A 13648-nucleotide genomic window follows, 5' to 3' on the forward strand; every position below is an offset into this window, starting at 1 on the left:
GGGCAGATATCAGCTGAGGGCTTATATCCGGCGGATATCAGCTCTAGGCTGATGCGATGACCGAATCCTCCGTCGTCGCGGTCCTGATCGACCTGGTCGACTCCCGCGAGATCGGCGGACGCGAAGCGGTCCAGCGCGAGATCGAGCGCGGCTTCGCCGCGGTCGACGCCGCGGTCGTCGCACTCGAGCCTCTGCGACCGACCGTCGGGGACGAGTTCCAGGCGGTGTACTCCACGGTGCCGGCGGCGCTGACCGCGACGCTCCAGGCGAGACTGTCGCTTCCTCCGGGAGTGGACTGCCGCGTCGGGCTCGGCCGCGGCCCCGTCCGCGTCGTCGGTGCCGGTGTCGCCGGAGATCTGCAGGACGGCCCGGGCTGGTGGCGCGCGCGAGCGGCGATCGAGCGGGCGCACGCCCTCGAGGACGGCCCGGTGCCGACCGCGCGCGGCTGGTTCGTCGGCTCCGACGCACCGGATGCCGAGGAGGCGGCCGTGAACGCCTATCTCCTGGCCCGCGACGCGCTGGTCGGCCCGCTGAGCGACCGCGACCGCAGACTCGTGCTCGGCACGGCGCGTGGTCTGGCGCAGAAGGTGCTCGCCGAGCAGGAGTCGATCACGCAGTCCGCGGTGTCCCAGGCGCTGCGGCGCGCCGGCGCGGGTGCCCTCCTCACCGGCGCGCGGCTCCTGGCGGACGCGTGCTGACGGCGCTGCTGCTCGTGCTCGTCGGGCTGGCCGACCTTGCGCGGACGCACCTCGGCCGGGCGGCCGCCGCCGCGACGATCGTCGTGCTCGGGATCGCCGCGCTGCTCGCTGCGGTGCTCGGTCTCGGGGCACCGTGGCCCGGCGCCCTGCTCGTCGCCGCGCTGGCCGGCGCCTGGGTGCTGCTCACGACCACGGCCGCGGGCACACGACCACCCGGTGGGCTCCGGCCCGCCGTCGGTCTCGTGGCCGCCGTGCTCGTGCTCTCGGTCGTCGACCGCGCCGTCGGCCCGATCGCCGGGCCCCTCGCCGACGCCTACGCCGGACTCGGCCGGTCCGGTCCGGTCCCGCCGATGGCGCAGGCGCTGCTCGCCGGAGGCGCGGCGCTCTTCCTCCTGGAGAGCGGCAACGTCGTGGTGCGCGCGGCGCTCTACCGCGAGCTGCCCCAGCCCACGGCGACGCGCGCCCGCTTCTCGCTCCGGGCCCGGTTGAGCCGGCCGGCACCGCAGGAGGTGCGGCTCCCCGATCTCCGCGGCGGTCGCGCCATCGGGCCGCTCGAGCGGCTGCTGGTCGCCGGGCTCACCCTCGCGGGTGCCATCGGCCTGGCCGGCGCCGTCTTCGCGGCGAAGGGGATCGTCCGGTTCCCGGAGATCTCCCGCGACGGCGAGAACGGCTCGAAGGCCGAGTACTTCCTCGTCGGCTCGCTCGTCAGCTGGGCGCTCGCCCTGGGCGCCGCGGCGCTCGTCGCGCTCGCGGGCGACTGAGGCCCGGCGAATCCGGTCTCAGCCGCGGAGGCCGAGGACCGGCAGCAGCTGACTGAGGTCGATCCCGTCGACGACGAGGTCGGCGCGCTCCCGCACCACGGGCTTGGCGTTGAACGCGACGGAGAGGCCGGCGACCCGCATCATCTCGAGATCGTTCGCGCCGTCGCCGACCGCGACGGCTCGCTCGAGGGGGACCCCGGACTCAGCGGCCCACTCGCACAGGGCCGAGGCCTTGGCGGCGGCGTCGATGACCGGGCCCTCGACGGCGCCGGTGAGGCGACCGTCGCTGCTGCCGAGCCGGTTGGCGCGCACGAAGTCGAGACCGAGCGCGTGCGCGACGGGGTCGAGCACCTCGTGGAAGCCGCCGGACACGACGCCGATGCGCCCGCCCGCGGCGTGCACCCCGGCGACGAGCTCCTCGACGCCGGGGGTGACGCGGACGCGGCCGCTCACTCCGGAGCAGACGTCGTCGAGCACGCCGGCCAGGGTGGCGACCCGCTCGCGGAGGCTCTCGCCGAAGTCGATCTCGCCGTGCATCGCACGCTCGGTGATCGCGGCGACCCGCTCCTCGGAGCCGGCATGGGCGGCGAGGAGCTCGATCACCTCGTCCTGCAGCAGCGTCGAGTCGGCGTCGACGACGACGAGGAAGCGGGCTGGCGTGCGCGGACGCTCACTCAAGGACGGGCCAATCGATCGGGTCCGCGCGCCGGCTCAGCCGATACGCGGAAGCGCAGTGCTCTCGACCCGCGGGGGTGCTACGGGCGGACGACGACACCCTTGCCGACGACGGTGATGCCCGACTCGGTGACGGTGAACCCGCGCTCGCGGTCGTGGTCGTGGTCCACGCCGACACGGGCGCCGGGCTCGACGACGACGTCCTTGTCGAGGATAGCGCGGGCGACGACGGCGTCCGGGCCGATCCGCACCTTGTCGAAGACGACGGAATCGGACACCGTGGCGTTCGACTCGATGACGGCCCACGGCCCCACGACGCTGCGCTCGATGTGCGCGCCCGAGATGACCGTGCCGAGCGAGACGACGGAGTCGACCGTCGTGCCGAGGTTGCCCTTGCCGTCGCGGACGATCTTCGCCGGTGGCGAGTTGAGCTGCGACGAGAAGATCGGCCACTGCTGGTTGTAGAGGTTGAAGACGGGCAGCGCCGAGATGAGGTCCTGGTGCGCCTCGAAGAAGGAGTCGATCGTGCCCACGTCGCGCCAGTAGTAGCGGTCGCGATCGGTGGAGCCGGGGACCTCGTTGAGCTTGAGGTCGTAGACGCCGGCCTCGCCGCGCGCGACGAAGTCCGGGATGATGTCGCCGCCCATGTCGTGGTCGGAGGTGGAGAGCTCGCCGTCGCGGATGACAGCGTCGATCAGCGCGTCGGCGTCGAAGACGTAGTTGCCCATCGAGGCGAGGACCTCGTGCGGGGAGTCGGCGAGGCCGACCGCGTTCTTCGGCTTCTCGAGGAACTCGGCGATCTTGGTGGGGACGATGCCGTCGCCGGCCTCGTCGCCCGCGAGCTGGATGACGCCGAACTGGTCGGCCAGCTCGATCGGCTGGCGGATCGCGGCGACCGTGGCCTTGGCGCCGGACTTGATGTGCGCCTCGATCATCTGCGAGAAGTCCATGCGGTAGACGTGGTCCGCGCCGACCACGACGACGATGTCGGGCTTCTCGTCGCGGATCAGGTTGAGGCTCTGCAGGATCGCGTCGGCCGAGCCGCTGAACCAGCGCTTGCCGAGCCGCTGCTGCGCCGGGACGGATGCGACGTAGGAGTTCAGCAGCCCCGAGAGCGTCCAGGTCTGCGAGACGTGGCGGTCGAGCGAGTGCGACTTGTACTGGGTCAGCACCACGATCTGGGTCAGCCCCGAGTTGATGAGGTTGGACAGCGCGAAGTCGATCAATCGGTACTGCCCGCCGAAGGGCACCGCGGGCTTCGCCCGGTCCGCCGTGAGGGGCATGAGCCGCTTGCCCTCGCCGCCGGCGAGGACGATGCCGAAAATCTTCTTTGACTGCATGGCTCCACAGTAGGGGGTGGCGGAGGTCCGCGAACCCGCGTGGTTGCGGCTGTCGCCGAGGGATCGCGCTGTACTACGGTTCGGGGTGTGCGAGTCGATCTGCTGACCAAGGAATATCCGCCCGAGGTGTACGGGGGAGCCGGCGTGCACGTGGCCGAGCTCACCAAGGCCCTCCGCCACGACATCGAGGTCGTGGTGCGCTGCTTCGGCGCGCCGAGGGACGAGGAGGGCGCTTTCGCGTACCCCGTGCCCGCCGAGCTGGCGCAGGCCAACGGCGCGCTGCAGACCCTCGGCGTCGACCTCCAGATCGCCCAGGACGCGGCGGGCGCCGATCTCGTGCACTCGCACACCTGGTACGCCAACGCTGCCGGGCGCCTCGCGCAGCTGCTGCACGGCATCCCGCACGTCGTCTCGGCGCACAGCCTCGAGCCGCTGCGCCCGTGGAAGGCCGAGCAGCTCGGCGGCGGCTACCGCGTCTCGAGCTGGATCGAGCGCGAGGCCTACGAGAGTGCCGACGCCGTGATCGCGGTGTCCGGCGGGATGCGCAACGACATCCTCCGCTCCTACCCGGCGCTGGACCCGGCGAAGGTGCACGTCGTCTACAACGGCATCGACCTCGACGCCTGGCACCCGGTGGAGGACGAGGCCGTGCTCGCCGAGCTGGGCATCGATCCGTCGCGCCCGTCCGTGGTCTTCGTCGGCCGGATCACCCGGCAGAAGGGTCTGCCCTATCTGCTGCGCGCGGCTGCGCTGCTGCCGCCCGAGGTGCAGCTCGTGCTCTGCGCCGGTGCCCCGGACACCCCCGAGATCATGGCCGAGGTCACCGCGCTCGTCCGCGGGCTCCAGCAGGAGCGCACCGGCGTCGTCTGGATCGACCGCCACCTGCCGCGCCACCAGCTCTCGGCCGTGCTGACCGCCGCGACCACCTTCGTCTGCCCGTCGATCTACGAGCCGCTGGGCATCGTGAACCTCGAGGCCATGGCCTGCGGCGCCGCCGTGGTCGGCACCGCGACCGGCGGCATCCCCGAGGTCGTCGTCGACGGCGTCACCGGGCGCCTCGTGCCGATCGAGCAGGTGACGGACGGCACGGGCACGCCCGTGGATCCGGACCGCTACGTCGCCGACCTCGCGAGCGCGATGGCCGAGGTCGTCGCCGACCCGGCCGCCGCCAAGCGGATGGGCGAGGCGGGCCGCCTGCGCGCGCAGAGCGACTTCAGCTGGACGCAGATCGCGCGGGACACCCGTGCGATCTACGACTCGCTCGTCTGAGCCGCCCACCCGCTCCCTTTAGACTGGTCGGCATGCCCAGCGTTGTCTCGTTCGTCGATGTGTCCTTCGTCCGGAACGGCAAGCGGATCCTCGACCACGTCGACTGGACCGTGTCCGAGGAGGAGCGCTGGGTGATCCTCGGCTCCAACGGCGCGGGGAAGACCTCGATCCTGCAGATCGCCGCGGCGCAGAACTACCCGTCGACCGGCTCCGCGCACCTGCTCGAGGAGACGCTCGGCCGCGTCGACGTCTTCGAGTTGCGGCCCCGGATCGGCTACGCGTCGACCGCGATGGCGCGCCGCCTCCCCGCGGGCGAGACGGTGCTCGACGTCGTGATGACCGCCGCGTACGCGGTCACCGGGCGCTGGAACGAGGGCTACGACGAGATCGACGAGCGCCGTGCGCGCCGCGTCCTGGTCGAGTGGAAGCTCGACCACCTGGCCGACCGCACCTTCGGCACCCTCTCCGACGGCGAGCAGAAGCGCGTCCAGATCGCCCGCGCGATCATGACCGACCCGGAGCTGCTGCTGCTCGACGAGCCGGCCGGCAGCCTCGACCTCGGTGCCCGCGAGGAGCTCGTGCAGCTGCTCGGCGGTTTCGCCCAGGACCCGGCCTCGCCCGCGATCGTGATGGTGACCCACCACGTCGAGGAGATCCCCGCCGGCTTCACGCACGCGCTCCTGCTCCGCGACGGCGCCGTCGTCGCCGCCGGGCCGCTCGCCGAGGCGCTGACCGAGGCGACCCTCGCAGACGCCTTCGGTCTCGACATCGCGCTGACCCACGAGAACGGGCGCTACTCCGCCCGCGCGCGCTGAGCCGCGCCCGCTGACCCGCGGGTCGCGCCTTCTGCCGGCGTCGGCTGTCTGCTATTCTCGGTAGCTGGTCCGGGCCCGTTCGCGGTGCGCCCGCCACTCATCCACCCGCACCGGTCGACGACAGGCGCGGTTCAGGACCACAAGCGACAGGACACGATCATGCAGACCGACATCCACCCGAAGTACGAGGCCATCGTGTTCCGCGACCTCGCCTCCGGTGAGACCTTCCTCACCCGCTCCACGGCGACCAGCAGCAAGACGATCGAGCTCGACGGCGTCACGTACCCCGTCATCGACGTCGAGATCTCGTCCGCCTCGCACCCGTTCTACACGGGCAAGCAGCGCATCATGGACTCGGCCGGCCGCGTCGAGAAGTTCAACTCGCGCTACAAGAACTTCGGCAAGTAGCCTCCGGCCTTCTGCCTCCGAAGGGCCCTCGACCTCGCGGTCGGGGGCCCTTCGTCGTTCCCGGGGTGCTGACCGGCCTGGGCTGCCGTTCTGCTCGGTTGGTGGACTCACGTCCGGCTCGCGGGATCACGTCCAGCTCGCCGGAATCGGGCGGTTCTGCGAGCCGGAGCCGGATCGACGTGCCCGAGGTCTTTACCGACGACGCTCGGCTCGTGAAATGAGCTTCGGCTCGCTGGATTCGGGGGATCGGGCGAGCCGGAGCAGGTTCTGCGTGCCGGAGGTCGCTGTGCGAGGCCGGTCGGAGGTTCGGCTCGTGAAATCGCCTTCGGCTCGCGGGATTCGGGGTATTTGGCGAGCCGGAGCAGGTTCTGCGTGCCGGAGGTCGCTGTCGGGGCCGGGCAGGAGCCTTCGGCTCGTGAGTTCAGGTCCGGCTCGCGGAATCCGGGGGATCGGGCGAGCCGGAGCATGTCTCGCGTGCCGGAGGTCGCTGTCCGCGGCCGGCACGGATCTTCGGCTCGTGAAACCAGGGTCGGCTCGTGGAGATCGGGAAGATCGGCGAGCCGGAGCCGGTTTCACGAGCCGGAGGTGACGGGCGGGAGTCGGGCCGGGTTCGCGCGCGTCAGTAGCGGTAGAAGCCCTCGCCGGTGGCGGTGCCGAGCTTGCCCTGGTCGAGGTACTCGGTCTTCAGGTGGGCGGCGAAGGCCTGGGAGGCCTCGTCGGGCGCGGCGACGGCGACGTGGTAGGCGGTGTTCAGGCCGATGACGTCGAAGATCTGGAACGGGCCCATCGGAGCGCCGGTGCCGATGCGCCAGGTCTTGTCGATGGTCTCGGGATCGGCGTAGCCGCCCATCAGGAGGCCGCTCGCGGCGTTCAGGAGCGGCACGAGCAGCGAGTTGAGCAGGTAGCCGGCCTTCTCCTTCTGCAGGCGGATCGGCTCGAGTCCGCTCTCGACGGCGAAGGCGACGACCGCGTCGACGACGGCAGGGTCGGTGTCGGCCGTGCCCATGATCTCGGCGGTGTTCTGCACCCAGACGTGGTTCGCGTAGTGCAGGGCCAGGAAGCGGTCGGGGCGTCCGGTCGACTCCTTCAGATCGCTGGGGAGCAGCGTCGAGGAGTTGGTGGCGAAGATCGTCCGCTCGGGGGCGAGGGTGCCGAGGCGGCGGTAGAGCTCCTGCTTGAGCGCGAGGTCCTCGGGGACGGCCTCGATCACGAGGTCGGCGTCGGCGACGGCCTCGGCGAGGTCGGGGGTGAGACGGAGGGACTCGAGGGCGGCGGCGGCGCCGCCGGGGATCCCGCCGGCGACCTGGGCCGACTCGTAGACGCCGGCGAGCCCGCGGAAGCGCTCGCGGGCGGTCTCGAGCACCTCGTCGGTGACGTCGTAGCTGGTGACGGCGAAGCCGTGGAAGGCGGCCTGGAACGCGATCTGGGAGCCGAGGACTCCGCTGCCGAGGACGGTGACGGTGCGGATGGTGGGCATGACTGCTCCTTGCCGGGGACTCGGGTGGTCCCGCTGTCCTCCGATCCCAGCGCAGCGCGGGGCGGTGGTCGAGCGGTTGCGCGCAGGGGCCGCCGCATGTCCTCGAGACGGAGGGACGGCTCCGGGGGTCCGTGACGCGACGGGCCGGGAGGCGGTAGCGTCCGGGCATGGTGTCCTTCGCCGACAAGCCGATCCTGCCGCTCACGACGCCCGAGGAGTGGGACGCGTACCTCCGCGATGCGCCGGACCAGGGCGGGGTGCGGTTGAAGCTGCGGAAGAAGGCGGCGGTCGATCCGGGCATCAGCTACGCGGAGGCGCTCGACGTCGCGCTCTGCCACGGCTGGATCGACGGGCAGGCGGGCGCGTTCGACGAGCAGTTCAAGCTGCAGGCGTTCACCCCGCGCCGCCGGGCGAGCCCCTGGTCGAAGGTGAACCGCGATCACGTGGCGCGGTTGCTCGAGGAGGGCCGGATGCTGCCGGGCGGGCTCGCCGAGGTGGAGCGGGCGCGGGCGGACGGGCGCTGGGACGCCGCCTACCGCCAGCGCGACGCGGAAGTGCCGGACGACTTCACGGCGGCGCTCGACGCGGATCCGGCCGCTGCCGCCTTCTTCGCGACCGTCGGCGGGCAGAAGCGCTTCGCATTCCTCTTCCGGCTGTCGCAGCTGAAGCGGCCGGAGACCCGGGAGCGGCGGATCGCGGAGTACGTGGCGCTGCTCGCGGAGGGGCGCACCCTCACCTGAGCGGGGGCACCAGACCGCTCAGTGCCGGACGGGCCAGGCGCCGTCGGCGACGAAGCTCTCGTCGCGGACGCGGCGCATGTACTCCTGGAACGACTCGGCCTGCGTGCGGCACCAGTCGATCTGCAGCGCGTGCAGCGCCTCGGCTCCGCCGCCGAGCTCCTCGGCGAAGGCGCGGCCGAGGGCCTGGGCGACCCGGCCCGCGGCGATCGCGTCGGCGCCGGCGTCGTGCGCCTCGGTCAGCGGGACGCCGTAGTGCAGCGCGGCCTGGACCAGCGTGCGCTTGCCCTTGCGGTAGCGGTCGAGAGCCTTGTCGATCACGAGCGGGTCGATCACCGGACTCGGGTCGATCAGCACGGGGACGCCCCAGCGCCGCGCCTCGGAGGCGAGCAGCGAGAGGTCGTAGGGGGCGTTGTAGATCACGACGGGGATCCCGTCGGCCAGGAGCGAGCGCAGCGCCTCCGACACCTCGGCGACGACCTCGCCGGCCGGCCGGCCGTGCGCGCGGGCGTGCTCGGTGCTGATGCCGTGCACGGCGCTGGCGCCGGCGGGGATCTCGACGCCGGGGTCGGCGAGCCAGGTCGTGCCCTCGACGGGGGTGCCGTCGGCGTCGATGACGCCGACGTGCGCGGTGACGATGCGGCTCGTCCGCACGTCGATCCCGGTGGTCTCGAGGTCGAAGACGGCCAGCCGGTCGAACCAGCGCGCGCCGCCCGAGTCGGCCGCGGCCTCCGACGCGCCGGTGGACCCCGGCTCGTCGAGGAGGCTCTCGTCGAACAGCGTCGGTGCCTGGTTCGTCTCGGTGGTGCTCACGCAGCCAGCCTAGGCGGGGCCTCCGACATCGCCGGGAGGCCCCGCGGCGTGCTGGCGCACGGGGCGAGCCGTGCCGGTCAGCGCGGCTCCGGCGCCTTCGCGACGTGCAGCCAGAAGAAGCCCTGCGTGCCGAGCGTCATCGTGAGCGCGCCCTCCTCGGAGAAGCCGGGGAAGCGGCCGCCGCCGAAGAGATCGCTCAGCGTCGAGCCGGGGTTCTCGGGGTCGGTGATCGTCACCGAGACCGGGTTGTGGTTGAAGCTGAAGACGCAGAGCACCTCCTCCGGCTGGTCGCCCATCGCGGTGCCGGAGCCCGCGTAGTCGCGGACGAAGGCGAGCACCGACTCGTGGTCGGTCTCGAGCACGCGCATCGAGCCGAGACCGAAGGCCGGGTGGCCGCGGCGCACGTGCAGCACGTTCCGCATCCAGTGCAGCAGCGAGCGCGACTGGGCGAGCTGCGCCTCCACGTTGACCTGGTTGTAGTGGTAGACGAGCGACTGGACGATCGGCTGGACGAGCTTGCCCGGGTCGGCGGCCGAGAAGCCGGCGTTGCGGTCCGGGGTCCACTGCATCGGCGTGCGCGAGGCGTCGCGGTCGTTCAGCCAGATGTTGTCGCCCATGCCGATCTCGTCCCCGTAGTAGAGGAACGGGCTGCCGGCGAGCGAGAAGAGCAGGGCGTTGATCAGCTCGAGCTCGGCGCGCGAGTTGTCGAGCAGCGGCGCGAGCCGGCGGCGGATGCCGATGTTGGAGCGCATCCGCGGGTCGTAGGCGTACCAGCCGTACATCGCCTGGCGGTACTCCTCCGACACCATCTCGAGGGTCAGCTCGTCGTGGTTGCGGAGGAAGACGCCCCAGGCGGCTCCCGAGGGGATGTCGAAGGTCTCTGAGAGCACCTTCTTCAGCTCGGTCGCGGTCTGCGCGCGGAGGGAGTAGAAGATGCGCGGCATGACCGGGAAGTCGAAGGCCATGTGGCACTCCGGCTCCTCCTCGGTGCCGAAGAACGCGGCGACCTCGCGCGGCCACTGGTTCGCCTCCGCGATCAGGATGCGGCCGGGGTAGTCGCGGTCGACCATCGTGCGCAGGTTCTTGATGAAGTCGTGCGTGGGCGGCTCGCCCTCGCCGTTGCCCTCGTCGGACTCGTAGAGGTAGGGGATCGCGTCGAGCCGGATGCCGTCGACGCCGAGGTCGAGCCAGAACTTCACGACGTCGTGGATCGCCTCGTGCACGGCCGGGTTCTCGAAGTTGAGGTCGGGCTGGTGCGAGAAGAAGCGGTGGAAGTAGAACTGGCGGCGCTCGGCGTCGAACGCCCAGTTCGAGTCCTCGGTGTCGACGAAGATGATCCGGATGTCCGGGTACTTGTCGTCGGTGTCGTTCCAGACGTAGAAGTCGCCGTAGGGACCCTCGGGGTCGGAGCGCGACTGCTGGAACCACTCGTGCTGGTCGCTGGTGTGGTTGAGCGGGAAGTCCATCACGATGCGCATGTTGCGCTCGTGGGCCTTCCGGACGAGGTCGCGGAAGTCCTCCATCGTGCCGAACTCGGGCAGGATCGCCTTGAAGTCGGAGACGTCGTAGCCGCCGTCGCGCAGCGGCGACATGTAGAAGGGCGGCAGCCAGAGCGCGTCGATGCCGAGCCACTGCAGGTAGTCGAGCTTGGACGCCAGGCCGTTGATGTCGCCGGCGCCGTCCCCGTTCGAGTCGTAGTACGACCGGATCATGACCTCGTAGAACACGGCCCTGCGGTACCACTGCGGATCGAGGGCGAGCCCGGGGAGTTGGATCGGGGACGTGAAGCTCACGGTGCTCCTTCTGCTGCTGCCTGAGCGGGTGACCGGCACGCGCCGAGAGCGGCGCGAGGACGGGGGGACGGTGCGGGTGTCGCGTGCGAACGGAACTCATGCTCGCGGCTCGGATCGGCGCCCCGCAAGGCGTTGCGGCCGGATGTTCGGCGGTCTCTGCCTACGATGGGGACCGTCATGACCATAGCCTCCCCCTACGCCGCCGACCTCGGGCGACTCGCCATCAGCGAGAGCGCTGTCGACGTCGCCGGGACCCGCACCGCCTACTGGAGCTACGGCGATCCGGAGGCGGGCACCGTGCTCGTGCTCGTGCACGGCTTCCGCGGCGAGCACCACGGTCTCGAGCCCGTCGTCGCGCGCCTGCTCGCGGGGGGCGCGGACGCGCGGATCGTCGCTCCCGACCTGCCGGGCTTCGGCGCGTCGCCGCCGATGACGGCGCATCCGCACGACGTCGACGGCTACGCCGCCTGGCTCGGCGAGTTCCTCGACGCGCTGGGTCTGCGGGGGCGGGCGGTCGTGCTCGGCCACTCCTTCGGCTCGATCGTCGCGGCGGCGGCCGTCGCGGGCGGGCTGCCGACGCCGCTGCTGGTGCTCGTCAATCCGATCGCCGCGCCGGCCCTCGCCGGGCCGCGCGGAGTGCTCACCCGCCTCGCCGTCCTCTACTACCGGCTCGGCGCCGTGCTGCCGCGACCGCTCGGGCTGCGCCTGCTCGGCGATCCGCTGATCGTCCGGATGATGAGCCTGGCGATGGTGAAGACGAAGGAGGCGCCGCTGCGCCGCTTCGTGCACGACCAGCACGACCGCTACTTCAGCGCCTTCGCCTCCCGCGACACGGTGCTCGAGGCCTTCCGCGCCTCGGTCTCGCACGACGTCAGCGAGTACGCCGAGCGGATCGACGCTCCCACCCTGCTGATCGCCGCGGCGCAGGACGACATCACGCCGCTCGCCGCGCAGTACCGCCTGCTCGAGGCGCTGCCGCAGGCGAGGCTGCACGTGATCGACGGGGTCGGCCACCTCATCCACTACGAGACGCCGGACGAGGCGGCCGCCGTCCTCCGCGCGGCCCTGGACGAGGGGATCGCGCGATGAGGATCGTCGTCGACTGCCGGTACACCCGGCTCGAGCGGCACGACGGCATCAGCCGCTACACCGCGGAGATCGTCGCCGAGCTGGCGCGGCTGCACGATGTGACGATGCTGATCAGCGACCGCCGCCAGCTCGCGCTGCTGCCCGATCTGCCCTGGGAGCGGGTCACCTCGCCGACCGGTCCGTTCGAGCCGTTCGTCGCGCTGCTGGTCAACCGGCTGCGGCCGGACGTGGTCTTCTCGCCGATGCAGACGATGGGCTCGCTCGGCCGGCGCTACCGCCTCGTGCTCACGGTGCACGACCTCATCTACTACCGCCACCGCACGCCGCCGCGCGACCTGCCGCTGCCGGTGCGCGGGCTCTGGCGGCTCTATCACCTGGCCTGGTGGCCGCAGCGGCGACTGCTGCAGCGCGCCGACGCGATCGTGACGGTGTCCGAGACGACGCGCGGCCTGCTGCGTACGCACCGGCTGACGACCCGGCCGGTCGTCGTGGTGCCCAACGCGGCCACGGCGCCGGACGAGGCGAGCGCCGCCCTCGCTGCCGCGCTGCCCGACCGCTCCGATGCCCGGACGCTCGTCTACATGGGCTCGTTCATGCCCTACAAGAACGTCGAGTCGCTGGCCCGCGCGATGCGCCTGCTGCCCGACTACGAGCTGCACCTGATGAGCCGCGCGAGCGAGGAGACGGTGGAGACGCTCCGCTCGCTCGCGCCGACGGCGAAGCTGGTCTTCCACCAGGGCGCGGGCGACGCCGAGTACCGCGCGACCCTGGCCCGCGCGACGGCGCTCGTGACGGCGAGCCGCGACGAGGGGTTCGGCATCCCGATCGTCGAGGCGATGGCGCTCGGGACGCCGGTGGTGGTCAGCGACATCCCGATCTTCCGGGAGATCGGCGGTGATGCCGCGGTCTACGTCGATCCGTCGAGTGCGAAGGGCATCGCCGAGGGGGTGCGCTCGCTCGAGGACCCGGAGGTGTGGCGCGGGCTGTCGGCGCGGGCGCGCGAGCGGGCGGCCGCGTACTCGTGGCGCGACTCCGCCCGGGTGCTCTACGAGCTGCTGGTGGGCTTCGGGCGCTGAGCGCGCGGACCCCCGCCCGGCGTCGCTCCTGCGCCGGCCCCTCGTTCAGGCGGGCGAGCTCGGGCTGAGCACGTCGGCGAGGTCGGCGTCGAGGACGACCACGTCGCCGGAGTCGTCGACCGCGACGATCTGCAGGGCGCCGTCGACGATCGCGAAGTCGTGCCGAGAGCCGTTGCCGACCGTCGTCCCGTGCGCCGGCAGCTCGTCCTCGCTCAGCGCGCGAAGGAGGCTGCCGATGACGGCGCCGTGCGTCGCGACGATCACCCGCTGCTCCGGGAAGCGCTCGGCGACCTCGAGCAGCGCGGCGGTGGCGCGCTCGACCACCTGGGCGCGGGTCTCGCAGCCGGGGATCCGGGCGCCCTCGATGCCGCCGGGGAAGAGCTCGCGGAGCTCGTCGCCGGTCATTCCCTCGGCCTCGCCGTAGGCGCGCTCGGCGACGCCCTCGACGACCTCGGGCTCGGGCAGGCCGAGACCGCGGGCGATGATCGCCCCGGTCTCGTGCGCGCGCTGCAGCGGGCTGGCGACGACGACGTCCCAGTCGCGCTCGCGGAGCAGGCGCGCGGCGGCCCTGGCCTGCGAGCGGCCGGTGTCGTTCAGCGGGATGTCGCTCGCGCCCTGGATGCGACGGGCGGCGTTCCAGTCGGTCTGACCGTGGCGGACGAGGGTGAGCTGGGTCACGGGAGCCTCTCTCGGAGGG

At 72.1% G+C, this 13648-nt stretch carries 14 protein-coding genes; 8 read left to right on the top strand and 6 right to left on the bottom strand.

The window, feature by feature from the left end:
- Nucleotides 1–56 precede the first annotated feature (56 nt).
- On the top strand, nt 57–698 hold the full coding sequence (locus GSU72_RS08405) for a SatD family protein (protein WP_159984604.1): 642 nt from the start codon (nt 57–59) through the stop codon (nt 696–698).
- The gene (locus GSU72_RS08410; protein WP_159984605.1) at nt 692–1459 is read left to right on the top strand and encodes a hypothetical protein; all 768 of its coding nucleotides are present in this window, start codon (nt 692–694) and stop codon (nt 1457–1459) included. The genes GSU72_RS08405 and GSU72_RS08410 overlap by 7 nt, the downstream gene beginning before the upstream one ends.
- A gap of 18 nt (nt 1460–1477) precedes the next feature.
- Here GSU72_RS08410 and serB read toward each other — a convergent pair whose 3' ends face one another.
- Nucleotides 1478–2137 (bottom strand): phosphoserine phosphatase SerB, encoded by a 660-nt coding sequence (gene serB / locus GSU72_RS08415; RefSeq protein WP_159984606.1) that lies wholly within the window; start codon nt 2135–2137, stop codon nt 1478–1480.
- Between the two features lie 77 nt (nt 2138–2214).
- Nucleotides 2215–3474: a glucose-1-phosphate adenylyltransferase gene (locus GSU72_RS08420; protein WP_159984607.1), complete on the bottom strand. Its 1260-nt coding sequence runs from the start codon at nt 3472–3474 to the stop codon at nt 2215–2217.
- Between the two features lie 87 nt (nt 3475–3561).
- Here GSU72_RS08420 and glgA point away from each other — a divergent pair, with 87 nt between their 5' ends.
- The 3 genes from glgA (at nt 3562) to GSU72_RS08435 (ending at nt 5966) form a co-directional block, all read left to right on the top strand.
- The gene (glgA, locus tag GSU72_RS08425) at nt 3562–4743 is read left to right on the top strand and encodes a glycogen synthase (protein WP_159984608.1); all 1182 of its coding nucleotides are present in this window, start codon (nt 3562–3564) and stop codon (nt 4741–4743) included.
- A 32-nt stretch (nt 4744–4775) separates the two neighbouring features.
- Entirely contained in the window at nt 4776–5558 is a 783-nt protein-coding gene (locus GSU72_RS08430; RefSeq protein WP_123446295.1) for an ABC transporter ATP-binding protein, read from the top strand.
- Between the two features lie 159 nt (nt 5559–5717).
- Nucleotides 5718–5966, top strand: a complete 249-nt coding sequence (locus tag GSU72_RS08435) for a type B 50S ribosomal protein L31 (RefSeq protein ID WP_123446296.1) — start codon at nt 5718–5720, stop codon at nt 5964–5966.
- A 619-nt stretch (nt 5967–6585) separates the two neighbouring features.
- Here GSU72_RS08435 and GSU72_RS08440 read toward each other — a convergent pair.
- Nucleotides 6586–7443, bottom strand: a complete 858-nt coding sequence (locus tag GSU72_RS08440; RefSeq protein ID WP_159984609.1) for a 3-hydroxyacyl-CoA dehydrogenase — start codon at nt 7441–7443, stop codon at nt 6586–6588.
- 167 nt (nt 7444–7610) lie between these two features.
- On the opposite strand from GSU72_RS08440, the gene GSU72_RS08445 reads away from it, so the two are divergent.
- Nucleotides 7611–8183, top strand: coding sequence for a YdeI/OmpD-associated family protein (locus tag GSU72_RS08445; protein ID WP_159984610.1), 573 nt, complete (start codon nt 7611–7613; stop codon nt 8181–8183).
- Nucleotides 8184–8201: 18 nt separating this feature from the next.
- Here GSU72_RS08445 and GSU72_RS08450 read toward each other — a convergent pair whose 3' ends face one another.
- On the bottom strand, nt 8202–8870 hold the full coding sequence (locus GSU72_RS08450; protein ID WP_244256108.1) for a 3'-5' exonuclease: 669 nt from the start codon (nt 8868–8870) through the stop codon (nt 8202–8204).
- 200 nt (nt 8871–9070) lie between these two features.
- Complete coding sequence (treS, locus tag GSU72_RS08455; protein WP_159984612.1) at nt 9071–10786, bottom strand: maltose alpha-D-glucosyltransferase; 1716 nt, start codon at nt 10784–10786, stop codon at nt 9071–9073.
- Nucleotides 10787–10963: 177 nt separating this feature from the next.
- Here treS and GSU72_RS08460 point away from each other — a divergent pair, with 177 nt between their 5' ends.
- Together GSU72_RS08460 and GSU72_RS08465 are read left to right on the top strand one after the other, a co-directional pair.
- On the top strand, nt 10964–11875 hold the full coding sequence (locus GSU72_RS08460) for an alpha/beta hydrolase (RefSeq protein WP_159984613.1): 912 nt from the start codon (nt 10964–10966) through the stop codon (nt 11873–11875).
- Nucleotides 11872–12951 (top strand): glycosyltransferase family 1 protein, encoded by a 1080-nt coding sequence (locus GSU72_RS08465; RefSeq protein ID WP_159984614.1) that lies wholly within the window; start codon nt 11872–11874, stop codon nt 12949–12951. Before GSU72_RS08460 ends, GSU72_RS08465 begins: the two co-directional genes overlap by 4 nt.
- 45 nt (nt 12952–12996) lie before the next feature.
- On the opposite strand, the gene GSU72_RS08470 is transcribed toward GSU72_RS08465, so the two are convergent.
- On the bottom strand, nt 12997–13629 hold the full coding sequence (locus tag GSU72_RS08470; protein ID WP_159984615.1) for a histidine phosphatase family protein: 633 nt from the start codon (nt 13627–13629) through the stop codon (nt 12997–12999).
- Nucleotides 13630–13648: the final 19 nt, after the last annotated feature.

Origin of the sequence: Rathayibacter sp. VKM Ac-2760 (assembly GCF_009834185.1) — a bacterium.
In the GTDB taxonomy this organism is placed as follows: domain Bacteria; phylum Actinomycetota; class Actinomycetes; order Actinomycetales; family Microbacteriaceae; genus Rathayibacter.

Excerpts from the sequence above, each read along its gene's own strand:
- GSU72_RS08420 (WP_159984607.1), bottom strand. The coding sequence starts at position 3,474 with ATGCAGTCAAAGAAGATTTTCGGCATCGTCCTCGCCGGCGGCGAGGGC.
- GSU72_RS08460 (WP_159984613.1), top strand. The coding sequence starts at position 10,964 with ATGACCATAGCCTCCCCCTACGCCGCCGACCTCGGGCGACTCGCCATC.
- GSU72_RS08405 (WP_159984604.1), top strand. The coding sequence starts at position 57 with ATGACCGAATCCTCCGTCGTCGCGGTCCTGATCGACCTGGTCGACTCC.
- GSU72_RS08435 (WP_123446296.1), top strand. The coding sequence starts at position 5,718 with ATGCAGACCGACATCCACCCGAAGTACGAGGCCATCGTGTTCCGCGAC.
- GSU72_RS08445 (WP_159984610.1), top strand. The coding sequence starts at position 7,611 with ATGGTGTCCTTCGCCGACAAGCCGATCCTGCCGCTCACGACGCCCGAG.
- GSU72_RS08465 (WP_159984614.1), top strand. The coding sequence starts at position 11,872 with ATGAGGATCGTCGTCGACTGCCGGTACACCCGGCTCGAGCGGCACGAC.
- GSU72_RS08430 (WP_123446295.1), top strand. The coding sequence starts at position 4,776 with ATGCCCAGCGTTGTCTCGTTCGTCGATGTGTCCTTCGTCCGGAACGGC.
- GSU72_RS08440 (WP_159984609.1), bottom strand. The coding sequence starts at position 7,443 with ATGCCCACCATCCGCACCGTCACCGTCCTCGGCAGCGGAGTCCTCGGC.